This is a genomic window from Clostridium sp. CM039 (genome assembly GCF_055081075.1).
The window spans coordinates 1,326,497-1,351,821 of sequence record NZ_CM143649.1; the positions used below are offsets into that span (position 1 = coordinate 1,326,497).

The 25,325-nt window shown below is 32.0% G+C and carries 21 protein-coding genes, 1 pseudogene and 1 other annotated feature; of the genes and pseudogenes, 13 read left to right on the top strand and 9 right to left on the bottom strand.

What is annotated here, in order from left to right; all coding sequences use genetic code 11:
• Nucleotides 1-9 precede the first annotated feature (9 nt).
• The 4 genes from ACWJJ2_RS06205 to ACWJJ2_RS06220 all read left to right on the top strand — a co-directional run bounded on the left by ACWJJ2_RS06205 (nucleotide 10) and on the right by ACWJJ2_RS06220 (nucleotide 3,123).
• Nucleotides 10-801: an NAD(P)H-dependent oxidoreductase gene (locus ACWJJ2_RS06205; protein ID WP_216302966.1), complete on the top strand. Its 792-nt coding sequence runs from the start codon at nucleotides 10-12 to the stop codon at nucleotides 799-801.
• Between the two features lie 98 nt (nucleotides 802-899).
• Nucleotides 900-1,145, top strand: a complete 246-nt coding sequence (locus tag ACWJJ2_RS06210) for a hypothetical protein (RefSeq protein WP_216302965.1) — start codon at nucleotides 900-902, stop codon at nucleotides 1,143-1,145.
• A gap of 26 nt (nucleotides 1,146-1,171) precedes the next feature.
• Nucleotides 1,172-1,816: a YidC/Oxa1 family membrane protein insertase gene (locus ACWJJ2_RS06215; RefSeq protein ID WP_165414747.1), complete on the top strand. Its 645-nt coding sequence runs from the start codon at nucleotides 1,172-1,174 to the stop codon at nucleotides 1,814-1,816.
• 272 nt (nucleotides 1,817-2,088) lie between these two features.
• Nucleotides 2,089-3,123, top strand: a complete 1,035-nt coding sequence (locus ACWJJ2_RS06220) for a hypothetical protein (RefSeq protein WP_462953998.1) — start codon at nucleotides 2,089-2,091, stop codon at nucleotides 3,121-3,123.
• Nucleotides 3,124-3,269: 146 nt separating this feature from the next.
• Here ACWJJ2_RS06220 and thrS read toward each other — a convergent pair whose 3' ends face one another.
• Nucleotides 3,270-5,039 (bottom strand): threonine--tRNA ligase, encoded by a 1,770-nt coding sequence (gene thrS, locus ACWJJ2_RS06225; protein WP_220287103.1) that lies wholly within the window; start codon nucleotides 5,037-5,039, stop codon nucleotides 3,270-3,272.
• Between the two features lie 39 nt (nucleotides 5,040-5,078).
• Nucleotides 5,079-5,305: a binding site (T-box leader), on the bottom strand.
• A 356-nt stretch (nucleotides 5,306-5,661) separates the two neighbouring features.
• Between thrS and ACWJJ2_RS06230 the strand changes: the two genes are divergently transcribed.
• The 6 genes from ACWJJ2_RS06230 to pknB all read left to right on the top strand — a co-directional run bounded on the left by ACWJJ2_RS06230 (nucleotide 5,662) and on the right by pknB (nucleotide 13,955).
• Nucleotides 5,662-7,329 (top strand): PTS transporter subunit IIBC, encoded by a 1,668-nt coding sequence (locus ACWJJ2_RS06230; protein WP_462953999.1) that lies wholly within the window; start codon nucleotides 5,662-5,664, stop codon nucleotides 7,327-7,329.
• 1 nt (nucleotide 7,330) lies between these two features.
• Nucleotides 7,331-8,140, top strand: coding sequence for an endonuclease/exonuclease/phosphatase family protein (locus ACWJJ2_RS06235; RefSeq protein ID WP_220287099.1), 810 nt, complete (start codon nucleotides 7,331-7,333; stop codon nucleotides 8,138-8,140).
• A gap of 18 nt (nucleotides 8,141-8,158) precedes the next feature.
• Nucleotides 8,159-9,046, top strand: coding sequence for a DUF4380 domain-containing protein (locus tag ACWJJ2_RS06240; RefSeq protein WP_462954000.1), 888 nt, complete (start codon nucleotides 8,159-8,161; stop codon nucleotides 9,044-9,046).
• Nucleotides 9,047-9,113: 67 nt separating this feature from the next.
• The gene (gene pgmB / locus ACWJJ2_RS06245) at nucleotides 9,114-9,761 is read left to right on the top strand and encodes a beta-phosphoglucomutase (RefSeq protein ID WP_462954001.1); all 648 of its coding nucleotides are present in this window, start codon (nucleotides 9,114-9,116) and stop codon (nucleotides 9,759-9,761) included.
• Nucleotides 9,762-9,784: 23 nt separating this feature from the next.
• Nucleotides 9,785-12,082, top strand: a complete 2,298-nt coding sequence (locus tag ACWJJ2_RS06250) for a glycoside hydrolase family 65 protein (RefSeq protein WP_462954002.1) — start codon at nucleotides 9,785-9,787, stop codon at nucleotides 12,080-12,082.
• Nucleotides 12,083-12,293: 211 nt separating this feature from the next.
• Entirely contained in the window at nucleotides 12,294-13,955 is a 1,662-nt protein-coding gene (pknB, locus tag ACWJJ2_RS06255) for a Stk1 family PASTA domain-containing Ser/Thr kinase (RefSeq protein WP_462954003.1), read from the top strand.
• Nucleotides 13,956-14,180: 225 nt separating this feature from the next.
• Here the strand turns inward: pknB and ACWJJ2_RS06260 are convergent.
• Both ACWJJ2_RS06260 and ACWJJ2_RS06265 read right to left on the bottom strand, forming a co-directional pair.
• Nucleotides 14,181-14,723, bottom strand: a pseudogene (locus ACWJJ2_RS06260) (glutathione peroxidase); the annotation flags it as partial.
• A 321-nt stretch (nucleotides 14,724-15,044) separates the two neighbouring features.
• Nucleotides 15,045-16,772, bottom strand: a complete 1,728-nt coding sequence (locus ACWJJ2_RS06265; RefSeq protein ID WP_216302955.1) for an oleate hydratase — start codon at nucleotides 16,770-16,772, stop codon at nucleotides 15,045-15,047.
• A 203-nt stretch (nucleotides 16,773-16,975) separates the two neighbouring features.
• Here ACWJJ2_RS06265 and dhaS point away from each other — a divergent pair, with 203 nt between their 5' ends.
• On the top strand, nucleotides 16,976-17,530 hold the full coding sequence (gene dhaS / locus ACWJJ2_RS06270) for a dihydroxyacetone kinase transcriptional activator DhaS (RefSeq protein ID WP_216302954.1): 555 nt from the start codon (nucleotides 16,976-16,978) through the stop codon (nucleotides 17,528-17,530).
• A gap of 143 nt (nucleotides 17,531-17,673) precedes the next feature.
• Here the strand turns inward: dhaS and ACWJJ2_RS06275 are convergent, their stop codons facing one another.
• From ACWJJ2_RS06275 to ACWJJ2_RS06300, 6 genes are all read right to left on the bottom strand, one after another.
• Nucleotides 17,674-19,332, bottom strand: a complete 1,659-nt coding sequence (locus ACWJJ2_RS06275) for an oleate hydratase (RefSeq protein ID WP_220287091.1) — start codon at nucleotides 19,330-19,332, stop codon at nucleotides 17,674-17,676.
• 217 nt (nucleotides 19,333-19,549) lie between these two features.
• Nucleotides 19,550-19,936 (bottom strand): hypothetical protein, encoded by a 387-nt coding sequence (locus ACWJJ2_RS06280; RefSeq protein ID WP_462954004.1) that lies wholly within the window; start codon nucleotides 19,934-19,936, stop codon nucleotides 19,550-19,552.
• A gap of 141 nt (nucleotides 19,937-20,077) precedes the next feature.
• Complete coding sequence (locus tag ACWJJ2_RS06285; RefSeq protein WP_462954005.1) at nucleotides 20,078-20,896, bottom strand: DUF4037 domain-containing protein; 819 nt, start codon at nucleotides 20,894-20,896, stop codon at nucleotides 20,078-20,080.
• A gap of 50 nt (nucleotides 20,897-20,946) precedes the next feature.
• Nucleotides 20,947-22,044, bottom strand: coding sequence for a radical SAM protein (locus ACWJJ2_RS06290; RefSeq protein ID WP_216302950.1), 1,098 nt, complete (start codon nucleotides 22,042-22,044; stop codon nucleotides 20,947-20,949).
• Nucleotides 22,045-22,235: 191 nt separating this feature from the next.
• A complete protein-coding gene (locus tag ACWJJ2_RS06295; protein ID WP_220287085.1) occupies nucleotides 22,236-22,400 on the bottom strand; it encodes a family 4 glycosyl hydrolase in 165 nt (54 codons plus the stop codon).
• Nucleotides 22,393-22,668, bottom strand: a complete 276-nt coding sequence (locus ACWJJ2_RS06300; RefSeq protein WP_220287084.1) for a hypothetical protein — start codon at nucleotides 22,666-22,668, stop codon at nucleotides 22,393-22,395. Before ACWJJ2_RS06300 ends, ACWJJ2_RS06295 begins: the two co-directional genes overlap by 8 nt.
• A gap of 94 nt (nucleotides 22,669-22,762) precedes the next feature.
• On the opposite strand from ACWJJ2_RS06300, the gene ACWJJ2_RS06305 reads away from it, so the two are divergent.
• Complete coding sequence (locus tag ACWJJ2_RS06305; RefSeq protein ID WP_462954006.1) at nucleotides 22,763-24,694, top strand: DUF2207 domain-containing protein; 1,932 nt, start codon at nucleotides 22,763-22,765, stop codon at nucleotides 24,692-24,694.
• 121 nt (nucleotides 24,695-24,815) lie between these two features.
• A complete protein-coding gene (locus ACWJJ2_RS06310; RefSeq protein WP_258280710.1) occupies nucleotides 24,816-25,274 on the top strand; it encodes a LemA family protein in 459 nt (152 codons plus the stop codon).
• Nucleotides 25,275-25,325 lie beyond the last annotated feature (51 nt).

Here is a 25,325-nt window from a genome sequence, read left to right on the forward strand (position 1 = left end):
ATGATTTAATTGAAAATACTAATTATCAATGGGAGTGCACATAAAGGAAATACCTGGGCACTTGTGGAAATAGTAAAAAAACATATGCAAGAACTTTCAGATAGAAATATAGATTTTGACGAGGTACATTTAAAAGAAATAGGACTCCCCTTTTGTGCCGGATGTAGTTCATGCTTTATTAGAGGAAATAAAAGTTGCCCTCATCACTTGGAAGTGCAAAAACTTATTGATAAAATTGAAGAAAATGATGCGACAATTATTACGAGTCCTTGCTATAGCAATCATGTGAGCGCATTGATGAAGAATTTTATAGATCATTTGGCTTTTAAAACTCATAGACCAAGCTTTTTCAGAAAGAAGATGCTCGCGGTATCCACTGCAGGTGGAAATGGCGCTAAAAGCTGTACCAAATACTTAAGAGAAACATTTATGTGTTGGGGATTTAATCGTGGATATGAACTTCCAGTTATATCGAATAGTTACGGAGAGTATGAACCTCCACAAAAAGTGACTAAAAGATGCGAAAGAGTTGCTGAGAAATTCTACAAGGACGTTGATAGTGGGAAGTTATATTCTCCAACATTTGTGAATTTATTGGTTTATAATATTTTTCGTGGGATGAGCCATGCTGGAACTGAGGATGAATTTTATGACAATAAGTATTGGAAAGAAACTGGACTAGTTGATGTTGCATATGCGACAAAAATACCCCTTCCTTTTTACAAATGTTTTTTTGGAAATATCACATATTCCTTTGCGAAGAGGATGGGGGCAAAGACAAAATTGACTTACAGGAAATAGAAATATTTATAAAAAGATCCTATTGTTTTTTACAAATGTAATATTGTCCATAATATATGTTATAATGTTTAAAAATAGCAAGTGAGGAGGTGTGTAAGTTGAATTATGACTTAATAAATTTAATTCAGTTAATGTTTTTAGTTATATGTTTTGCTAGCATAGTCTCTTATACTGTATACTCCTATAAAAATCTTAAGTATAAAACTGAAGAAAATGTTGCAAGAAATATTTTAATTCAGTGGCTCGGATTTATAAAGAAAATACTTCCAGAAGATTATATTATTTATGAGAAATATGGTATGTGGATATATACAGATCGTTTTAAAATTGAAATGATGTTTTAGCCAAAATTATTCGAAGGAGGATAAATATGAACATCATTTTTAATTTTTTAAGTAGTTTATTAAATTCAATTTTTAATTTCACTGGGGATTGGGGCCTAGCAATAGTTTTACTTACGATAAGTGTAAGATTAGTACTTTCACCAATGTCTTTCAAACAAAAAAAATCCATGCAACAGCAGCAAAGGTTTGCTATAAAAATGAAAGAACTTAAGGAAAAATATAAAGATAACAAAGAAAAACTTGAAGTAGAAGTTAAAAAACAATCTGTCCAAAGTGCAAAAAGTATGATGGGGTGCTTAGTAACACTACTCCAACTGCCTATATTAATGACTATGTGGAGTGTATTTAATAAAATCCCTGTGAGCGTAGGTACATATCTTATACCTTGGGTGTCTAGTATTAAGATCTCAGACAGTTATTTTATCGTTCCACTGATATATATGCTTGTATCCTTAACCCCAAGCCTGCTTTCATATGTAACTTTTTTAGAAATTAAAGGCCAGGCTACAATGAGCAAGAGTAATATCATAATAATGGCAGTAGTTGGTTTATTTGTTGCTAAAGCAGCTCCAATTGCAGTAGGGATATACTTGATAACCACAAGTGTGTTCAACTTTTTAGAAGAGCTTGTTTTTAGAATATATATGAGAAATTTAAAAACTGAAAATTAATAAATGTTAGAAAAAATCCTGCTAATTTATTTTATTAGCAGGATTTTTTAAATTTAACAGTCACAGTAGAAGACTTATTTCACAATTCCCTTCATAATATATAGTAAAAGTAAAACATTGCTCTCCATTTATCGTATATATTATTCGTTCTTTTTTATCAATTCTATTTATCTTATCCCTATTTACTATAAAATAGCGACTTGAGGTGTTGTATTTTGATGCTTAGTAAAATTAAAAGTATTCTCAGTATTAAAAAAAAGCACATTGTGTGCATGATATTAATTTTAGTTATTTTCATTTCTTTGAGTGCACTGTTTGTCTTTCATAAAACAAATAGTACACTGTCAAAGAACTCACTAAATTTAAGCAAAGGCGAATGGATAGTTATAACAGTTTGCAATTCTCAAAATAAAAGCGATTTATGGATGCTAAATACTAAGACACAAATAAAACAAAAGATATTAAACAATAGAGATGTAGTAGTAACCGGTAAAGTTAATACTAAAGGAGATATCTTACTTTATTCTGACGCCATCGGAACCAACCCATGGGATGTATTTAGGCTTAATATGTCTACCAAAGAAACATATCAAATTACTAATGATCCCTTAGGTCAATTTAACGTAAACTTTGGTGATGAAAAGGGAAATATAATTTTTGCGAAAAGTGGAGATAAAAACTCTCCTGTGCCCAAAACATCAAAAATAGATGTTGATAAAAAATATGGGAAAACTTTAGAATTTGGTTCTGATATTGCTGTACAAGATTTTTATATATATAAAAATAAGATTATTGCACTAACATTTTCTTATAATGAATTTATAACAAAGAGGTTTGAGGAACAAAATGAATCTTCGAAAATAAAGTACACTATTATGGAAATGAATACAAATGGCGGTGAAAAAAAAGAGTTGGCTAAGATAAATGCTGTGAGATTAGATTCAATTTCTTTATCAAAATCAGGCAACTTTATAATTTTAGGAGGAGCAGGCGTAAAAAACACTGAAAGAGGATTTTATAAGTTAGTTGTAAATGGAAATAAAGTAAGTAGCTTACTAACTCAAGAACAGCTAAAAAAAACAAATAAGATTATTGAAATTTCTCAACCATATATAGCCTGTCTCAGCTCTAATGAGAAAAGTATTTACTTTGTTGCAGTTCCCAGTGGGGCGCATGAAGCAAACTTTATGGGGCTAACAACTTATCCTAACAGCTTGTATTGTTATAACCTGAAAGAAAATAAGTTAAGTGAGGTTTTTAAAGTACCAGGTACATTTATCCCTTTGATATCTTTTACCTATCAATGAAACTGCAGTCATGGAACAGCAAATCACTAATAAGGCTACACTCCTTTAAATTATCTTAAAGGAATGTAGCCTTATTATATTGAATAGAATGTTTTTTATTTTAAAAACAACCGAAATGGTATAAATAAATTTCATGTTTTTTACAATTAATCATCTAGCCTTTTACTATCGATTTCCTGTATGATTCTTGAAATAAAGTCCTCAAGTAAGCAATTGCCCTCATCGCCATTCTTTCTACTTCTAAGGGATATACTCGCTGAGTTTTCTTCTTTTTCACCAATAACAATAATATATGGCAACCTCTCGTTTCGAGCATCTCTAATTTTATATCCTATTTTTTCTGCTCTACCATCTAAACTAACTCTGATATTATTTTCTTCCAGTTTATTTACTACATCTTTTGCATAATCATTATACTGCTCCGATATAGGCAGTACTTTAACTTGTACAGGTGATATCCATGTTGGGAACTTGCCTGCAAAATGTTCTATCAAAATGCCAATAAATCTTTCTATACTACCAAAAATTACTCTGTGTATAACAATTGGTCTGTGCTTTTCTCCATCACTGCCAATATATTGAAGGTCAAATCTTTGTGGTAGCTGTAAATCTAGTTGTATAGTTCCACATTGCCATTCCCGTCCTATGCTATCTTGCAAGTGAAAGTCAATTTTAGGTCCGTAGAATGCCCCGTCTCCTTCATTTATCTTAAAATCCATGTTCATTTCCGTGAGAGCGCCCTGAAGTGAGCTTTCTGCTAATTGCCACTCTTCATCACTTCCCATAGAATTTTCAGGTCTTGTTGAAAGTTCTACTCTATATTTAAACCCTAACCTTCCATAAACCTCATTTATAAGTTTAACTACGCCCTTTATTTCTTCTTTTATCTGCTCTGGTAACATGAATATGTGAGCATCATCCTGTGTAAATGCTCTAACTCTCATAAGTCCGTGCAAAGCTCCAGATAGTTCATGTCTGTGCACTTTCCCTAGTTCTCCCGCTCTTATTGGTAGATCCCTGTAAGAGTGAGTTTCTGATTTATATACAAGCATTCCTCCCGGGCAGTTCATTGGTTTTATAGCGAATTCTTCTTCATCTATATTGACTGTATACATGTTCTCTTTATAGTGAGACCAATGCCCAGATGTTTCCCAAAGTTCTTTGTTTAACACCATAGGAGTTTCTATCTCAACATAACCTGCCTTCTTATGAATTTCTCTCCAGTACTCAATTAATTTGTTTTTTAAAACTACACCATTAGGGAGAAAGAATGGAAATCCTGGTCCCTCATCCATTAAAGCAAATAATTTTAGCTCTTTCCCAAGTTTTCTATGATCCCTTTTCTTCGCTTCTTCAAGCATATTCAAATATTCATCAAGTTCACTTTTCCTTGCAAATGCCGTTCCATATATTCTTTGAAGCATTTTATTTTTTTCACTACCCCTCCAGTAAGCGCCTGCAACTGATAATAATTTGAAAGCTTTTACCTTTGAAGTTGATAGTACATGAGGCCCTGCACAGAGTTCTATAAAATCTCCTTGCTTAAAGAAAACTAGTTCTTCATACTCTGGCAAATCATTAATGAGTTCTATTTTATAAATCTCGCCCTTATCCTTCATAAGTTTTAAAGCTTCTTCTCGAGAAATAACTGATCTCTCGAGTCTTAAATCTTCCTTAACTATTTTTCTCATTTCTTCTTCAATTTTTTGGAGTATATCCATAGTAAAGGGTTCTTCCACATCAAAGTCATAATAAAACCCATTATCTATTGCAGGACCTATAGCCAATTTAGCATTTGGATACAATCTCTTTACTGCCTGAGCGAGTATATGGGATGTGGTGTGTCTAAGCGCCCTTTTTCCTTCTTCTTCATTAGAATTTATTACACTTCCATCTTTTATTACAACCTTTAACATAAATATTCCTCCTTCAAAAAATAATAAACCCGTCCCAAAATAAGGGACGAGTTTTATCGCGATTCCACCCAAATTACAGAAGGCTTAGTTTAAACTCACCTCTGTCACTCAATACCACTAACGCCGGTTTGCGGAATTACCTACTTAAGTTCAGTAATCAACTCAGAGGTGGTTTTCAATATTGCTTATTCAAGAAACTTTTCAGCCGGTGAGTTTCTCTCTCTTTGAACAGTATACTATTTACTTTTCCTCTTCACAGTTTTTAATTTAAAACTATTGTATTCCAACCTATTCCAATTGTCAATATGTGTTCTAATTATTATAATATGTCTATTCCACATATAAGTGATTATTTATATATTATATCCTAAAATTTCAACAACATTCTTGCAAATGACTTGATTGAAAAATATTTATTGGATGAAACATGGTGTACAGTTCAAACATGGGTACAATTTTATTTAGAAATTTATTTTAATATTTCATTGACAATATTTTCACTATGAAATATACTTTAATAAAGAACGCAAACGTTTGCACATGTTTAATATAAAAATACAATTGCGTATTGAAATTTTTATAAATACATATTCATTAAATCAATATTGGAGGTAATTGGACTATGGTTAAGAACAAATCAAAAATAATTTCATTCGATTTTTGGCAAAAATTTGGTAAGGCATTATTAGTGGTGGTCGCAGTTATGCCAGCAGGTGGACTAATGATTTCATTAGGATCAGTTATAGGAATAGCAGCACCTAATTCTTCATTTGTGCAAACGTTATCGCAAGTTGTGGGAGGTATAGGATGGGGGCTAATAGTTAATTTAGGGCTATTATTTGCTGTAGCTATCGGTGGTTCTTGGGCTAAAGAGCGTGCTGGTGGAGCATTTGCAGCACTCATTGCATATATTTTAATAAATAAAATTACTGGTAATGTATTTAATATTACCAATGAGATGCTCACGGATGCTCATGCAACAGTAACTTCCTTAACAGGTCAGCACTTTTTGGTTAAAGATTACTTTATTTCTGTTCTTGGATCCCCAGCATTGAATATGGGAGTATTTGTTGGTATTATATCAGGTTTTCTTGGAGCAGTTTTATTTAATAAGTATTATAACTATAATAAATTACCAAATGCACTTGCATTCTTTAATGGTAAACGATTTGTACCATTCGTTGTTATCGCAGGCTCCAGCGTTGTTGCACTTTTATTTGTAATAGTTTGGCCATTTGCTCAATCAGTTATAAATGGATTTGGCAAATGGATTGCAACATCACAAAATACTGCACCATTTATTTCACCCTTTATATATGGTACGCTTGAGCGTCTATTACTACCTTTTGGACTTCATCATATGATTACAATACCAATAAATTATACAGATCTTGGTGGAGCATATAAAGTATTAACTGGAGCTAATGCAGGCAGTCTTATACTTGGACAAGATCCGCTTTGGCTTGCATGGGTTACTGACTTAGGTAACTTAAAAGCCGCTGGAGATATGAGTGCATATAATAACTTACTTGCAACAATTCATCCAGCACGTTTTAAAGTTGGCCAAATGATTGGCGGAGCTGGCTCCTTAATGGGTGTTGCACTTGCTATGTATAAAAGTGTACCAAATGAAAAACGATCAAAATATAAATCAGTATTTTTTTCAGCAGCCATTGCAGTTTTCTTAACAGGTGTTACTGAACCATTAGAATTCATGTTTATGTTTGTTTCACCAATATTATATGGTACTTATGCAGTTATGCAAGGCTTTGCATTTATGTGTGCGGACATATTTAATCTGCGAGTTCACAGTTTTGGTGTTATAGAGCTTGTAGCACGTATACCGATGATTGTAAAAGCAGGGATTATAGGTGATCTTATAAGATATGTACTGGTGACCGTCGTATTTTTCTGCATAAATTATGTTGTATCTAAATTTATGATCAAGAAATTTAATATAGCAACTCCAGGCCGTAACGGAAATGAAATTGATATGGAGGAAAATTCAATTGATTCTACTGTAAATCAAAAAGTTGAGGCTAGTAAAAAAGGAAGTCAAGCCGCAACCATTATTGAATTACTTGGAGGGAACGAAAATATTGTAGATGTGGACGCATGTATGACCCGTCTTCGTGTAACAGTAAAAGATAATTTATTAGTTGCCGAAGAAAATGAATGGAAAAAAAATAAGGCTTTAGCCTTAATAATTAAAGGTAAAGGGATACAGGCTATATATGGACCAAAGGCAGATGTTTTAAAATCGGATATTATAGATATATTAGGAGTCTAAAATGAAATTATTAACTTTAAATTGTCATTCTTGGATGGAAGAAAGCCCAAAAGAAAAGATGAGCATTATTGCAAATACTATAAAAGAAAAAAATTTTGATGTAATTGCCCTGCAAGAAGTAAATCAATCTATAAAGGAAAATATAGCCTTTAATAACATAAAACAAGATAATTTTGCTTTAGTTTTATTAAAAGAATTAGAGAACTTAGGATGCAAAGAATACTCAATGCTGTGGGATTTTTCTCATATAGGTTATGGAATATATGAAGAAGGGGTAAGTATTATAACTAAACATAAAATAATAGAAGAAGATTCTTACTCATTTTTCATAAGCAACAGCAAGGACTTGGATTTTTGGAAAACTAGAAAGGTCGTAAAAGCTTCAATTAGAATAAATAACGAAATTATAGATTTCTACTCTTGTCATTTAGGCTGGTGGCAAGATGAAGAAGAACCGTTCAGTCAGCAAGTAGATAAGTTACTTAATAATATGAAAAATGACAGATTAACATTCTTTATGGGAGATTTTAATAATAACGCTTTTGCATCAAATGAAGGCTATGATTATTTAATGAAAAAAGGAATAAAGGATACTTATACCCTCTCTAAGGAAAAAGATTGTGGTATAACTGTAAAAGGTAAAATAGATGGATGGGATTTAAATAAAAATGATTTAAGGCTGGATCTAATTTTAACAAATAAATGTGTAGATGTTAAATATTCTAAAGTAATATTTAATGGCAAAAACGACTTCGTGGTGTCAGACCATTATGGAGTAGAAATAGATACAAGTTTGGGGTTATTCCCCTAAAACGGAAGGGTTTTGAGTATGCTAAATTATTCAATAGTAAAGTGTAAAAACACACAAGAGATAATACTTGAAAACGGAATAATAAAAGTAATTATAGTCCCAGAGCAGGGTGGTAGGATTTTAGAGTTTTCAACAAAAAATTTAAATGTGTTATATAGAAATGCGAATCTTATAGGAATTAAAGGTGATATAAAAGCTGAATATATTCCAGAAAACTGGCTTAATTTTGGAGGATATAAAGGTTGGCCTGCTCCACAAACAAAATGGGCATGGCCTCCAATATTTGATATTGATTTAAATGTTTTTGAATACGACATAGCTAAGTTAGAAAATTCATTAGTAGTTACATTAAGTAGTCCTATATCAAACATTGTTGGTCTTAAATTTATAAGGGAAATATTATTTGAAGATAAATGTAATCATATAACTATAAAGGAAACCATAGTTAACTTAAATGAAGAACCAGTACAATGGGCAGTTTGGGGTAATACCCAAGCATTATCTCCTGGATATATAGATATAAAACTAAACTCTGACGTATTTATAGGAGGAATAACATTTTATCAAGATTTTGATATACCTTCAAACAATGCTTATTCTTTGAGAAAAGAAGATAGAAAAATTTTAAGATTGAATTGTAACAATGAAGAGAAGTTTAAAGTAGGTGTAGTAACAGATGATGCGATACTAAGATATTATTGCAGTGCATATAAACACAAAACCCTCTTACTTACGCAGAAATTTCAGTATGAAGGACAAGTTGTATATCCACATGGAAGTAATGTTGAAGTTTATGTGGATGATAAGCTAGCCTACACTGAGCTTGAAATTCTTGGAGGTATGAGCAGCATAATGCCAGGTGAAAGTAAAAGTATCCAAATGGTTTGGCAATTAGAATTAGTATAAATAATATAGCTTTTTTAGATATAAGTATTAAAAGTTTATTAATAATAAAAACTGGAGGTAAAAAGCAATGACAAAGATTAAGGCTTGTTTGTTTGATTTAGATGGGGTGATTGTAGATACTGCTAAATATCATTATTTAGCATGGAGAAGACTAGCTAAGGAATTAGGGTTTGATTTTACCAAGGAGCAAAATGAAAGCTTAAAAGGTATAAGTAGAATGGAATCTCTTAAAATACTTTTAAATATAGGAGGTTTAACTTTAACTGAATCAGAAAAAATGACTCTTGCAGAGAAAAAAAATAATTGGTATCGTGAGTATATTTTAAAGATGACCCCTGATGAAATTTTACCTGGTACAGTGGAATTTTTAGAAGAATTAAAGAATAATGGGATTAAAATTGCACTAGGTTCTGCAAGTAAAAATGCCATGACCATATTAAATAATATAAAATTAGTTAATCACTTTGATGCAATAATCGATGGAACTAAAACAAGCAATGCAAAGCCCGATCCAGAAGTTTTCTTATTGGGTGCAAAGGAACTTGGTGTATCCCCTTCTGAATGTGTAGTTTTCGAAGATGCCAAGGCGGGTATTGAATCCGCAATAAATGCTGGAATGTATAGTGTTGGAATCGGCGATCCACTTGTTTTAAATAAAGCTAATATCGTTGTTTCTTCTTTGAAAGAAATGACATTTGAAAAATTAAACTATTAAATTTATTGTAAAGGAGACTCAATATGAAACAATATTTAAAATTAGATGAATGGAATATTATAGAGGAAGGTTTTAACCAAGATAATCATGAAGTATCTGAAGGAATTTTTAGTATAGGAAATGGGTATATGGGACAAAGAGCTAACTTCGAAGAAACGTACAGCGGAAAGTCTCTTCAGGGAAGTTATATGGCAGGAGTTTACTATCCGGATAAAACAAGAGTTGGCTGGTGGAAAAATGGATACCCAGAATATTTTGCAAAGGTATTAAATTCTACCAATTGGATTGGAATAGATGTTAGTGTTGATGGAGAAACACTAGACCTTGCAAAATGTGAAGTGAAAAATTTTGTGAGAATTTTAAATATGAAAGAAGGATATCTACATAGATGCTTTACCGCAAAGCTTACTAGCGGAAAAGAAGTAAATGTAGATGCAAAGAGATTTGTAAGTATTGCTGCAAAAGAAATAGGAGCAATTAGATATTCAATTACACCAGTTAATTTTGAAGGTACATTGTGTATATCCGCTTACTTAGATGGTGATATAAAAAATGCGGATTCTAATTATGATGAAAAATTTTGGGATGAAATCTCAAAGCAGTGCAATAAAGAACAATCATCTTTAATAGTAAAAACAAAAAAACTTGATTTTTATGTGTGTTCTTCAATGAAACTAGATATTTTTCGAGCAGATAAAAAGGTAGATTTTAATGCAGAATTTATAGAATCAGAAAAATTTGTAGGTAATATAGTTAATTTAAATGTAAAACAAAATGAAGAAATCGTAGTGTATAAGTATGTTTGCAATGTAACTTCAAGAGATTACGCTGTAGAAGAATTATTGGCTGTTAATAGAAAAATTTTAGATAAAGCTTATGGAAGCGGTTTTGAATTATTACTTAAAGATCAAGCAATAGCTTGGGGTGAAAAATGGAAACAAAGCGATATTGTTATTGAAGGAGATGTTTCGGCGCAGCAAGCTATTAGATTTAATATTTTTCAATTGAATCAGACATATTCTGGAGAAGATGATAGATTAAACATAGGCCCAAAGGGTTTTACAGGAGAAAAATATGGTGGAAGTACTTATTGGGATACAGAAGCATATTGCATACCATTTTATTTAAGTACTGCTGATCCAAGTATATCTAGAAATCTTTTGCTTTATAGGTATAAGCAATTAGAAAAAGCTAAAGAAAATGCAAGAAAATTAGGTTTTACAAAAGGTGCTCTATATCCAATGGTTACTATGAATGGAGAAGAGTGTCACAATGAATGGGAAATAACTTTTGAAGAAATTCATAGAAATGGTGCTATAGCATATGGTATATATAATTATGTTAATTATACTGGAGATAAATGTTATTTAGGTCAATATGGATTAGAAGTATTAGTAGAGATCTCAAGATTCTGGGAAGAAAGAGTTAGTTTTGCTTCAAACAAAGGAAAATATGTAATACTTGGAGTTACTGGCCCTAATGAATATGAAAATAATTCAAATAATAACTGGTATACTAATAGAATTGCTGCTTGGACACTAGAATATACTACTTGTGTAATTAATCATTTAAAAAATAATGAACCTGGGAGATATTCAGAGTTAGTAAATAAATTAGGTTTAAAAGAAGCAGAAGTTAGTAAATGGCAAGATATCATTAAAAATATGTATTATCCAGTAGATGAAGAGCTAGGGATATTCATGCAACAAGATGGATATATGGATAAGCAGCAGATTCTTGTAAAAGACTTGGATCGCAAAAATTTACCATTAAATCAAAAATGGTCTTGGGATAGAATTCTTAGATCTTGCTTTATAAAACAAGCAGATGTATTGCAAGGAATATATTTTCTACAAGATAGATATGATTTAGATACCATAAGAAGAAATTTTGAATTTTATGAGTCAAGAACAGTACATGAGTCATCTTTATCTCCTTGTGTGCATACTATCCTTGCCGCAAAATTAGGAAAACATGAAAAAGCTTATGAAATGTATCTTAGAACTGCAAGACTAGATTTAGACAATTACAATAACGATACAAAAGATGGATGTCATATTACTAGTATGGCTGGAACTTGGATGTCCGTAGTTGAAGGCTTTGCTGGGATGAGAGTAAAAGATGGAAAGCTTCTTTTAAATCCTTTTATACCAAAAAATTGGAGTTCATTCTCTTTTAATGTTTTGTTTAGAGAATCATTACTTAAAATAAATATCAAAACACATAAAGTTATTATTACCAGCGAAAATAAGCAACAAATAACTTTATGCGTTAACGGTAAAGATTATACAATAAACGGAGAAATTGAAATTTCCTCTTAAAAATAAAAAACAGAAGGCTATTTTACTTTTAAAAAGTAAAATAGCCTTCTGTTTTCATTTTTTATTGATAAAATTATATTGAAAATCAGATGCGGACATTGGTTTTCCAAAACAAGCAATTAAAAACTTAGTAGTTTAATTAAAGATAAACGTCTCATAAGTGCTACTATGTTATAATAAATACATTGCCGTTTTTCATGGGAGGCTAAATATGATAGGAAAATTACTTTTAAATAGATATGAGTTATTAGAGAAAATTGGCGAAGGCGGTATGGGAACTGTCTATAAAGCAAAGTGCCACTTGTTAAATAGATTTGTCGCTGTAAAGATATTAAAAGCAGAGTTAAGTAATGATGAAGAGTTTGTTTTAAGATTTAAAAGGGAAGCTACTTCAATCGCAAGATTGTCACATCCAAATATCGTGAATATTCATGATGTTGGTTCAGAAAACCATATTAATTTTATAGTTATGGAATATATTAATGGAATAACATTAAAGCAATTAATAAATGAAAATGTTAGACTTACTTCGCAAAAGGCTTTAGATATCTCACTCCAAATAGCCAAAGCACTTCAATGTGCACATATTAACAATGTAATTCATAGAGATATAAAACCGGATAATATCATGATAACAGAAGATAATATAGTTAAGGTTATGGATTTTGGAATAGCTAAAGTTGCTGATTCAAGAACCATAACCAATTCTAGTAAAGTTATGGGTACCGTACACTATTTTTCTCCAGAACAAGCAAAAGGAAATTTTATAGATTGTAGAACAGACATATATTCCTTAGGTATTGTAATGTATGAAATGATTACTGGACAAGTACCTTATAATTCAGAAAGCTCTATTTCCATAGCTATAATGCATATTCATGAACCCGTTACTGCGCCCAAAGAAATCATTACAGATATTCCTGAAAATATAAACCAGGTAATTTTGAAGGCAATGCAAAAAGAGCCTTTTAAAAGATACCAAACGGCTAAGGACATGGCAGATATAATAAATGCAATTAAAGAAGATTCTAATTATGAAGTTAAGGTAAATAATGACCTAGATGATGCTACAAATATTATGGGTGCAACAATATTTTCTGATATAAAAGACAATTTCACAACGGTTATGAGTGGAGCATCCATCGCTGAAAAAGCAGCAAATAAAAAAGATAACGAAGTAATAACGGGGAATGAGAAGACCGTTAATAATAAAAAGGCAGTAATTATTATTGCCTCAATTATTTTAGTTGTGATTGCTTCCATTTTAGGTAAATTTATATCCAACGGGACTTCTATTAATACACCAGCTCCCATTGTCGAAACTACAGTTCCAAAAGCAGATGAAAAATTACAGTCAGATGAGATACAGCATGTTGATAAAAAACAACAGGCAGATGAACAACTATCCGTTGTTGAAAATAAATTTGTGCCCTCACTTATTGGAAGGACCCAAGATATTGCAAATCAGACTGTAGTTAATAATGGCTTTATGCTTGGCAATATTTCAAATGAATATAGTGATAGTATTGCTCAGGGTTTAGTTATTAGTCAATCACCTGAGGTAAATACATCCTATGAAAAAGATGGCAAAGTAGATTTAGTTATAAGCCAAGGAAAAAAAATTGAACAGGTTACTGTCCCACAATTAAATGGCAAAACCCTTGATGATGCTAAAGAAATTCTAGATAACATTCAATTAGAGCTTGGGGAGAAAACACCTATAAATATGGATGACAAAGCCCGTAAGGGCAATCATTCCAAAAATAACAATAAAAAAATATTCATGCAAAATGCCGAGGCCGGTACCCTTGTAGATATAGGAACAAAAATAAATGTTTCTTATTATGGAAGTAAAAAGGATTTATCTAAGTAAATCAAAGGATTAGCAATGAGGAATTTTATGTAAAATTCTCATTACTAATCCTTTTAAATTCCATTTTGAAATGTCATTAACTAACTAATCATTTTTATCATTATATACAAAGTTGCAAGGTTTTCCTTCACAATTTAAAACTTCTTCATCATCTTTGCCAGTATAAATTTTTTTATTGTCTACGTCAACTTCTGATTTGTCAATTTCAGATATATCATTCTCCGCTAATAATTTTTCAATATCTGTTGACATAGCTGCCGGCTCAATTGTTGGTTCATATCTTCCGACTACATTGCCATCTCTACCAATAAGGAATTTTGTAAAATTCCATTTCACTGAATCCCCTTCTAGGAATTCAGGAAATCTTTTGTAGAGTATATCATTAAGTTTTTTTTCATTAGGCTTATTCAGATCAAAACCTCTGAAAGTTGCTTCCTCTGTCAAATATTTAAAAAGCGGAAGGGCATTTTCCCCTCTTACATCACCCTTCTCGAACAATTGAAAACTCACTCCATAATTAATTGTGCAGAAATTCTTTATTTCATTGCTTTCACCTGGTTCCTGCCCAGCAAATTGATTGCTTGGATAGCCTAGTATTTCAAAGTCCTTATCCTTGTACTGTTCATAAATCTTCTCCAAACCCTCATACTGTGGTGTAAATCCACACTTACTTGCTGTATTAACTATAACCAATACCTTTCCCCTATATTGTTCCAAAGATATTTCTTCACCATCGATTGTAATTGCTTTAAAATCATAAATTGACATTTGCTATCCCTCCATATTATATAAATTTATCCATATTAAAATGTTATCATTAACATTATAGTATTCCTATTTCAACAAATAATTCTCAACTTTTATTGGTTATAACGACAATTTTTTTAATAAACACCAATAAATATTTCTTAATAATTATTATTGTTTGTATTGTATAAAGATATTATATCATAGAAATAAAATAAAGTACACTTAAAATTCATTTTGAAAGGACTCAATAAAGAATGTAACAGATAGAACTTAATTTTACCCGCTCAAAAAAATATAAATAGATTTGCAAAAGCAACCCTACTTATATTTCCGAATTTTTTATCTAAATGAAGTTTTTAATGCTTCTTTTAATATCCTCGTATTCTTTCTATAAGGAGTTACTGGACAAATAGTTTTATCTTTTACATCAAATAACGTGTATATCGCAATTCTTGCTGCGCGTACAGAATATTCTTCTGTAAATACCATATCTTCTGGAATTTCAACGAACTGGCTAATCATAGCGAAATTTGTTGAGCATTCTGGTACAACACTTGGACGATCAGTCATCTTCCGAGGCTGGAACTGAGCATCTACATACGGCATCATACATGGAATAACATTAATTATAGTGTCCATAATTTCCTCTTGCTTGTCTTCCATATGCATGTGGTGTAGAAGTTCTATTAGCATTTCCTCACCTGTACAATCACGCATTGATTTCTTTACAAAATCACCAACTTTATCAGTATATATGCTATAGCCCCAGAACATAGTTGTATCAATGGGCTGATTTTTAAAGTGTGGTTGAGCTGCAACAACTATGCTCATTAACCAATTAGAATCCTTAAATGTCATTAATGCGCCACTACCTGGAATATTAGTGGAGAATTTTTCAATTAGGTTTAACAATTTATTACCCTTACAAGTCACGGTAAAGCTTTCCCAATTAGTTTCATTTGCATGTCCAAAGAAGGGTTCTGGATTTCCAAGACCTCTTTTCTTTTTAGCTATTTTCGCCCAAAGTTCACCAGATATTGGTTTGCTTGGATTATATTCTGCAGGTGTGTACATATCACCAAGAGTTGCGCAGTCAGTCATGCATCCATTTGTCATAATGCAAACGTCTCTAGGGTTTAACTGAATAACCCTTTCACCTTCTTTTTCTTCTATATGCATAGCCGTTACTGTAATTTCATCTCCTGATTTGAAATCTAAATCAGTTACAGTTGCATTTATACTAAAATCAACTCCAAAGTTATCTAAGTAAGCTTTTAATGGAAGAATAACAGACTCATATTGATTGTACTGAGTACGTGTAACCCCCTCTAAAGTTTCAATACGAGAAAATTCAAAAATCATACGTTCCATGTAACGCTTAAACTCAAAAAGACTGGACCATTTTTGGAAAGCAAAGGTTGTTTGCCACATATACCAAAAATTAGTTTCAAAGAAATGTGGCGTATGACTAAACCATTCCTCAATAGTCTTATTATCTAATTTTTCTCCTGAAGTAATCATAAGTTTTCCAAGAGCCATACGATCGGAATTATTAAAGCCCATACTAGTCACATCTAGAATTACTCCATCTTTATCAATTAACCGTGCCTGTGCATGTGTTGGGTGTAAATGATCAAAATTAAGAATTTCTTCTTTAACGCTTTTACCCGGCATATCTAGGGATGGTATACCTGAAAACAATTCCCAAAAATTCTCATAGGTTTCTTCATTTAACATTCTACCGCCACGGCATACATAACCATTTATGGCATCTCCTGCACCATCGTTACTGCCTCCTAAGATTTTCATTCCTTCAATAATATGAATATTTTCTCCTTTAAAGTTACAATCTCGTACAAGATAAGCAGCACCAGCTAAGGAAGCTAACCCTCCACCAATAAAATAAACTTGTCTATCTTCATTATTTCTATTTTCTGATAAATCTATCGTTGTTTTAGAATTATTTTTAAACTTCTTTGCACTAATAGTTGCTACAGCAGCCGCACCAGCTATTGCACCTAACGTAAGTAATACGTTCATACCATTTTTGCTTGATTTTTTACTCATAAAATTTCCCTCCATTTTGTCCCGTTAATAATAAATATCTTATCTATTATTATAAACCTAGTAACGTTAATTGTATTTACACACTTTTGAGTGTTTGTCTAAAAAACACGTGAAATTTAATTTTCTATTATAGAACTATCTACAAAAAATCCATATTTATGGTGTATAATTACTATTAAAACTAGTTTTTGTAGGTGATTATTATGTCTGAATCAATAATAACAGAAAAGGCCCTTGCTTTATCCTTAAAACAATTAATGAAAACAGTTCCTTTGTCAAAGATTTCAATTCAAAACATTGCAGACAATTGTAGACTTAATAGACAAACATTTTATTATCATTTTAAAGATAAATTCGATCTTGTGAATTGGATTTATTACACTGAAGTTACAGAATGCATCGCTAACTGCAATCGTTATGAAAATTGGACTGATGGCATGTATAGAACCTTGTGCTACCTAATGAATAATAATTCCTTTTATATTAATGCGCTTAACACACCTGGTCAAAATGCTTTTAATGGATATTTCTTTGACTTTAGTTGCGAACTTATTATGGGGATTGTTAATGATGTATCCTTAGGCATGAATGTTCCTGATATGGACAAAAAGTTTATTGCTGATTTTTATACCCATGCTTTTGTAGGTATAATCGTTCAGTGGATTAAAACCGGCATGAAAGACTCACCTCAAATCATGGTAGAAAAGATGCGAAATGTGGTTGAAGGCAGCATGCTTGGTGCTTTATCTAGACATTAATGAGGACGGTTGTCCAATCTTCTTTTTATAGAAAAATGGACAACCGTCCCATTAATTATCACCTTCGGTGCTATTTATCACCTTCGGTGCTATTTATCACCTTCGGTGCTATTCATCTTCTTCGAAGCTGAACTGTCATTAGCTTATTTCAATATCATAGATTTAAGTGCATTTATTTCTTTACTTAAGTTATCATCCTTCATCATTTCAAGGGCAGAATTAATTAGTACACGAACATCATGCTGTCCTTTATAAATAGGTGTAACTCTTTTATTTAGATTTAGGAATTTATAAACAGCAGTTTGTGCGCCTCTTACAGAATAATCCATAGTAAATACTACATCATCTTCTATTTCACAAAACTGTCCAAGTAATGCTAAATTAGTTGAACCTTCTGGAATAACTTGTGGTCTATCGCCCTTTTCTCTAGTTAAAAATTGTGCTGTTGTAAAAGGTAGTATACAAGGTATACAAATAGACGTTTTAAGAATCTTCTCCATATCCTCTTTAAAGTTTAGGTGATATAATACCTCAGTTAATATTTCCTCACCAGTACAATCCACCATCCTCTTCTTTATGAAATCACCTTTTGCATATGGGAACAAAGAATAACCCCAGAAAGTTTGTATGTTATCAGGTTGATTAAGAAAATGTGGTTGATTGTGTACAACTATTGTCATGAGCCATGCAGAATCTCTAAATGTCATATGAGCTCCAGTTCCTGGTTGATTTCCTGAGAATTCTATTATTCTTTTATACATTGTTGGGTCTTTAAGAGTAACTGTGAAAGACTGCCACATTGATTCTTCAACACGTTCATCAAAGACTTGAGGTTTACCAAACTCAGGACGTCCCTTAGCAATTTTCTCCCAAAGATCCCATGCTCCACCTACACTTTTGTCGTTAATCTTTGCTGGTGTAGTCATTGATCCAAGGCTAGTACCCGCTGTTAAAGAGCCGATAGTAGCAAATGCAAGGTCTCCCTCTCCAACTTCTATTCTAGTTTCTTTCCCATTTTTTTCACATTTGAATGCTGTAACCGTAGTTTCAGTATCTGATGGTTTAAATTCAAAATCAGTTACCCTGCAATCTAATTCAAAATTAACACCTTGCGCCTCTAACCATTTTGTCATAGGTAATAACATTGAATCATATTGATTATATGGTGTACGACGTATTCCAGATAAATCACTTAGACGTGGTAATTCTTGAATAAATCTATGAAGATATCTCTTTAATTCTTTAGCACTGTGCCAAGTTTCAAATGCAAAGAGTGTAGTCCATTGAAGCCAGAAGTTTGATTTAAAAAATGGTTCTGGGAAACATTCTCTAATAGTTTTTGTTCCCAAAGAATCTTCAGAATTAATCATTATATCCATTAATGCCATTCTATCAGCGCGAACAAGTCCCAAAGCTGATACATCAGTTATTTTAGCATCATTATCTATTAATCTAGCTTTTGCATGGGTATGAATTTTTTTATTAAAAGCATTAAATTCATCAAGTATTGAAACTTTAGGATCAGTTAATGAAGGAATGCTTTCCATTACTCCAAAAGTACAAGCATAAGCTTCCCTATCAAACATTCTTCCACCACGAATTACATAACCATTCTCAGCATCACCACTTCCGTCCATGCTCCCACCTGTGATGTTTAATTCTTCATATATATGAATGTTTTTTCCTGGAACATGTCCATCTCTAATTAAAAATACCGCAGCAGAAAGTGATGCAAGTCCAGCACCAACCATATAAGCATTTATTTTTTCTACATCAATAGTTTGATCAAAATTAAATCTCATTTTAAACCCCTCCATTTGAAAAATTATGCCATAAGCCATAAGCCTAGGTCAATTTTGTATTTACCAAGTTAACCAAGTACATGCACTTTCAATCACTTGCATGCACTTGCTATAGATACAATATAAATTCAAACGAAAGGATTGTATATAATCAAATTTGTAAAACTGTCTAAAAAACATACATATGTCTTATAGTGTATAGTAAATAAAAATTAATTTATTCTATAACTTTAATATTTAATAGTGGCATTGCAATTACTTCTTTGTATTTTTTGGGAGCTCCACGTGCATATTTTAAATCCACATTATCACCAACCTTGAGATTTAAAACTTCCTTTGCAACAGCCCTACCTGTGCTTGTATAATAAACTGTTTCTTTACTATCTTTACCGACAACTATAAAAACAATGTTTTCAATAGTTTCAATATTTTTTACAACGCCACTAAAAGTCTCTACCCCAGTAGTTTCAGGAAGTATAGTTTTAGGATTTTTATTCTTAGAATTTACACTACCATACATAAAAAAAATCCCTACTAAAACTAAACTTACAATAATCAAAGCATATTTAGATTTACATGACAAATCATTCACCTCTGCATTCATATTTCTTATTTTTCAAAATTCAGATTTTATTTCAACTAATATAGTTTATAAAATGCTAGCTAAAATCCAACTCTATGGAAGTTTCAAAATAATGATATTTCACTTTCAATCTTGATTCGTCGAGGGGGTTGTTAATAAGAACTATCTACCATATGGTATCCCCTCATTCTTTAGCAATATATCTAATTTATCAATCAATAAATCTATTTCTAATAATATTGTTATATCATTTACTGCTGAATACTTTAAAATATTATTAACGTTTATTCCCATATCTGTAGGCACGCTTAAATTATTATCTTTTATGATCTTAAGAATTTTTTTCTCACCTGGATGCGGCATTTCATTTATTGCAAATATAATATCAAAATAACTTGCAAACAATGCTGCTACTCTATGATTTACACTAATAAAATCATTTCTTTTTAAAGCCTTCTCAATTTGATAATAATATGAAGGCATTTGAAGCTTTAGTAGTGGATAGTTCTTTTTTATTATGTTTTGCTTTAATTCATAAGGATATCCTATCTCATATTTCTGTTTCAGCTTATTTAAATCACCATTTTTATCATACAGTATAATCGAATTTATGAAGTTAGCCCAAAAGCAAGTTGTATATCCTGCATCTGCTTCACATTTTACTAAGTTTCTATTTAATAAACCATCAATCCAATCTAAGTCTCTATATATAATTTCTACTGGGATATTACCTTCTTTTAGAAATCCATCATCTTCGGTTTCCCAAAAGGTATTATTTAGTTCCATGTAACTACAATATTTATCAGTAATTACCTTTCTCTTTAATATTGGTATTTCCTTAGATGTATAAATGTATATATCATAATCCGAATCTTTATCATTAGTTTTTGTTGCGTGTGATCCAGCTAATAAGATGCCCTCTACTTCTTCTATTTTTGAGAAATCATTAACCATTGACCTTATATTTGCATTAATATTCATAAAAAATTCACTCCTTTTCATTATTAAATTTGCGAATATATGTTTTAAATTTATTTACCGCTGCTAATTAATTCTTTAACTTCCTTTTCTTTCTCAAAAAGAAGGCAACCACCCGCATGTTCTCCAATCAGCATTCCTGTTTCATTAAGTTTTGTAAATAGTGGCGACTTCAGAGCCTCTCTTAAAGTACATTCCTTTAAGTTTGTATCAGAATAAGGTGAGAAAGGACAGGGTTCTGCTGAACCATCTACATTAATGTGGAAGAAGCCTCTTCCAGCTGCAAGACATCCCCCTGAGTATTTCTCATCACCAGGAAAGGATAGAAAAATAGCATCTTCATAGTGCTTTCTAAGTTTGTGCTGCTCACATTCCAATTTTTTGCGCTCATTCTCAGTAGGTGCAAGCTTCCATGTTTCTTTTGTCACGGGCACGTATTCTACAAAAACTAATGCCCTACAGCCTTTATTGTATAGCTTGTCAAAAAAAGCTTTACTGGAGACAGTCATGAAATTTTCAGTTGTCACCGTAGCAGAAGCCCCAAACAAAATACCTTTTTCCTTAAGTTTGTCCATTACATTCATTAAAACTTCATAAGTTCCTTCCCCTCGCCTACCATCTGTCTGCTCCATATCTCCTTCAATGCTAAGTATAGGTACAAGATTTCTATTTTCATGGAATAGCTTTATATACTCTTCCTGGAGCATTACACCATTGGTGAATATAGGAAACATAATCTCTTTCACCTTTGCTGCTTTTTCTATAACATCTTTTCTCATTAAAGGTTCTCCACCTGCAAGCAGTATAAAAGAAATTCCAATCTCCCTAGCTTCCATAAAAATACTTTCCCATCTTTCGGTAGACAACTGTTGTTTTTGTACTCCTTCTCCACAGGAGTTAAATTCCCTTGCATAGCAACCTTTACAAAACAGGTTACATCTACTGGTTATGCTAGAAATCAAAAATGCAGGAACATTTTCTCCTTTTCTTTCAAATCTCCCTCTCTTCTTTTTTGCTTCCCTACTTGATAATACATATTTTAATACAAATGCTGTTTCTTTTGTATTTTTAAAGGATGCCTTTAATATCCCCCTTACAACATTTTCAATGCCATTATTCATATATTCAGATAAATTGAAAATACTATTCATTCCTTCATCTCCTACAGCTATAATTACTTTATATTTGTCTATCAAACTGTTTTACAAGCTTTATGTAATCATCATTTTCAAGTATTACGACAGAAAATTCCTATTTAATTATACCATAATTACCTTAAATTGGTGTGCAGAGTTCAATCATTGTTCCTCTTGAAAATGGTGAAGTGATAGCACCCGTTATATCAGAAATTTTGCTGTAGCAGAATTCCTGAATATTCTTTATTTTGTATTTGTCTATTTACTGGTAGATGTCCTACACTTATAGGGTATGCACCATTACCATCAACTATAACATTTCTTTCAATACCAACATTGTCTGGTAAATCTAATAATGTACCATTATTCATCACGTTTAGCCGGTTTCTCATAATTATTCACTGTATATAAAACTGGCTTCCCTTTAATTTTCTCTATTCTTCCTTCTCTAATTAAAGCATTTAAATCACTGCAGGCATTAGTTCTTTGTATGTTTAATTTTTCAGCTATTTCAATAGCTGAAAATCCACTAGCCTTATCGTCACTTTCATAAATGACTTTGCATGACGTATTAAATAATTCAAATTTTTCAAAACATAATTCTCTATTTACTGATTTTAAATCTTTAGCTACATTCATAATTAAACTTTCCTTTTAAAATGACGTTAAAATATGAAATATAGTGAATTCCTTGAATAAATTGTATATAATAAGATTATAGGAAGGTGAATTTATGAAAAAGGGTTTCACAATAATTTTTACTAAAATGTTTTTGGCAATTGTTCTTTTTACTCTCTCTACATTTGGACAACAAGTATATGCTTCGGGAACTAAAACATATAATTTATCTAGGTATGCTATTAATGTAATAGTAAATAAGGACGGTTCAGCTGACTTTGAAGAGCGGCTTACTTATAATTTCGACGGTAAGTTTAATGGAGTTACTAGAGATGTTGATTTTTCTTTTACAAAAGGCATAAAAGACAAAAAAGTTTATGTACTGGAAAATGATAATTTAAAAGAACTTCAGCTAAATCCCGGTAATTCTCTTGATGCCACAGGCAAACCAGGCACCTATAACTTTATAGAGGAAGGAACCTTGGCAAGGCTTAAGCTTTTTGAGGTTTCAAAAAATCAAGAAAAAACCTTTGTTATAAAATACAAGTTAATTGATGCTGTTACAAAATATAAGGACACTGCAGAGTTTAACAGAAAGATAGTTGACTCTAGGTGGAAAACTAGATTGGATAACATAAAAATAAAAATAACACTTCCACCTGGAGCTACAAAAGAGGAGTTGAAAATATTTGCTCATGGGCCCCTTATAGGCGAATCTTCCATATTAGATAACCGTACTGTAGAATTTACTGTGCCTACAGTGTCACCGGGTACTTTTATAGAAACCCTGGTTTTATTCCCTATAAATCTTGTTCCTGGATCGAGTAATGTAGTAGATGAAACTGCACTACCTAGAATAATGGCAAATGAAGCTACCCTTGCGGATGAAGCAAATAAAACAAGAGAGGAATCAAGGAAGGAGGTGCAGCAGCAGGTTGAAATGCAATCGCAGCGTAAATCTGTAGGCAACCCTCTAGCAATAGTTCTCATACTGTTATGGTTTCCAATAATTTATTATATATATATAAAATATGATAAAGAAATTAAACCAAACTTTTATGGCAAGTATTACAGGGAGCTTCCGGGTGATTATACCCCCGCAGAAATGAGTGTTTTAATGTCCTTTGGCAAAGTAAATACTAGAGATGTAATGGCTACCCTTATGGATCTTGCAAGAAAGAAGAAACTTATAATTTCTCAAAATAAGATTACTAAAAAGGGTTTCTTTAATAGTAAGGAGATAGATAAATATGTAATTACCTTAAATGAAAAAGCACCATCAATAACTTTAAAGACGCACGAAGAGTTTTTGATAAGCTGGTTTATAGGTAAAATAGGAAACGGAAATTATGTTGCCCTTGATGAAATAAAGGATTATGTTAAAGAAAAGAGTGAAGCACTAGAATTTAAGGCTGATTATGATAAATGGAATACACTCGCATGTGAGGAAGCTGCTAAAAATGATTTTTTTGATCAAACCTGTAAAAAGGGAATCTTACTTGGAACATTAACAGGATTTTCTTATTTATTAATTGGAATAGCTGTTACATTACTACTGTTTACTCCAATTGCTGTAGTTGCCATAATTCAAGGGGTTATAATGGTGATTTTCTCAACATTAATAAAAAGAAGAACAGCATATGGAAATGAGCAGCATGCAATGTGGCAGTCCTTCAAAAACTTTTTAAAAGACTTCAGCAGATTAGATAAAGCTGAAATTCCGTCTATTATATTATGGGAACACTATCTTGTATACGCCATTTCTCTTGGCGTCGCAAAGGAAGTTATAAAACAGCTTCCTATTGTTTTCAGCGATGAGGATCTAAATAATAATAATAATCTCACCTATATGTATGGGGCAAGCTATGGTTACTTCAGTGGCTTTGGTGCAATGTTTGATGATACTATCCATACCGTGGAGGGTGCAATTTCCACAGCACAAAGCGTTGCAAGTTCTGAGAATTCATCATCTTCTGGTGGTGGTGGTGGCTTTAGTGGCGGTAGTTCCGGTGGCGGTGGCGGTTGTGGCGGCGGTGGCGCATTTTAATGCGTCATAATTAAAAAAGAATAAAGGAGCGATTTTTATGTTAATTCCAGTAATTATAATATCTGCACTAGTACTGATACTGATTTTTCTTTATAATAACCTCATAATCAAACGTAATAAGGTGAGGAATTCATGGAGCCAAATAGACGTACAGCTAAAAAGAAGATTTGATCTTATCCCTAACCTAGTTGAAATTGTAAAAGGCTATGCTAATCATGAACGTAGTACCTTTGAAGAAGTAACCTCAGCCAGAACTAACTATCTTTCCTCAAATACACCTGGCGATATGATGAAGGCTAATGGTGAGTTAACACAGGTTCTTGGAAAATTGTTTGCTGTAGCAGAAGCATATCCAGAACTTAAGGCAAATACAAATTTTCTTGAGCTTCAGGGAGAATTGTCAAAAGCAGAGGATAAAATTAGCTATGCAAGGCAATTTTACAACGATGTTGCTATGGATTACAATAACTCTGTACAAATGTTTCCATCAAGCCTGATTGCAAGCATGTTTAGTTTCAAAGAAGAACCTTTCTTCAATGTGGATGAGAAAGAAAAAGCTACTCCGCAGATTAAGTTTTAGCAAGACAAATTGTATTCCCAATTTGTTAATGTCCCCCGGGACATTCCCCTA

Coding starts and splice junctions, on each gene's coding strand:
- ACWJJ2_RS06300 (WP_220287084.1), bottom strand. CDS start 22,668: ATGAATGTAGCTAAAGATTTAAAATCAGTAAATAGAGAATTATGTTTT.
- ACWJJ2_RS06280 (WP_462954004.1), bottom strand. CDS start 19,936: ATGAATGCAGAGGTGAATGATTTGTCATGTAAATCTAAATATGCTTTG.
- ACWJJ2_RS06240 (WP_462954000.1), top strand. CDS start 8,159: ATGCTAAATTATTCAATAGTAAAGTGTAAAAACACACAAGAGATAATA.
- pgmB (WP_462954001.1), top strand. CDS start 9,114: ATGACAAAGATTAAGGCTTGTTTGTTTGATTTAGATGGGGTGATTGTA.
- ACWJJ2_RS06265 (WP_216302955.1), bottom strand. CDS start 16,772: ATGAGTAAAAAATCAAGCAAAAATGGTATGAACGTATTACTTACGTTA.
- thrS (WP_220287103.1), bottom strand. CDS start 5,039: ATGTTAAAGGTTGTAATAAAAGATGGAAGTGTAATAAATTCTAATGAA.
- ACWJJ2_RS06295 (WP_220287085.1), bottom strand. CDS start 22,400: ATGAATAATGGTACATTATTAGATTTACCAGACAATGTTGGTATTGAA.
- ACWJJ2_RS06275 (WP_220287091.1), bottom strand. CDS start 19,332: ATGAGATTTAATTTTGATCAAACTATTGATGTAGAAAAAATAAATGCT.
- dhaS (WP_216302954.1), top strand. CDS start 16,976: ATGTCTGAATCAATAATAACAGAAAAGGCCCTTGCTTTATCCTTAAAA.
- ACWJJ2_RS06235 (WP_220287099.1), top strand. CDS start 7,331: ATGAAATTATTAACTTTAAATTGTCATTCTTGGATGGAAGAAAGCCCA.
- ACWJJ2_RS06215 (WP_165414747.1), top strand. CDS start 1,172: ATGAACATCATTTTTAATTTTTTAAGTAGTTTATTAAATTCAATTTTT.
- pknB (WP_462954003.1), top strand. CDS start 12,294: ATGATAGGAAAATTACTTTTAAATAGATATGAGTTATTAGAGAAAATT.
- ACWJJ2_RS06230 (WP_462953999.1), top strand. CDS start 5,662: ATGGTTAAGAACAAATCAAAAATAATTTCATTCGATTTTTGGCAAAAA.
- ACWJJ2_RS06220 (WP_462953998.1), top strand. CDS start 2,089: ATGATATTAATTTTAGTTATTTTCATTTCTTTGAGTGCACTGTTTGTC.
- ACWJJ2_RS06305 (WP_462954006.1), top strand. CDS start 22,763: ATGAAAAAGGGTTTCACAATAATTTTTACTAAAATGTTTTTGGCAATT.
- ACWJJ2_RS06290 (WP_216302950.1), bottom strand. CDS start 22,044: ATGAATAGTATTTTCAATTTATCTGAATATATGAATAATGGCATTGAA.
- ACWJJ2_RS06250 (WP_462954002.1), top strand. CDS start 9,785: ATGAAACAATATTTAAAATTAGATGAATGGAATATTATAGAGGAAGGT.
- ACWJJ2_RS06285 (WP_462954005.1), bottom strand. CDS start 20,896: ATGAATATTAATGCAAATATAAGGTCAATGGTTAATGATTTCTCAAAA.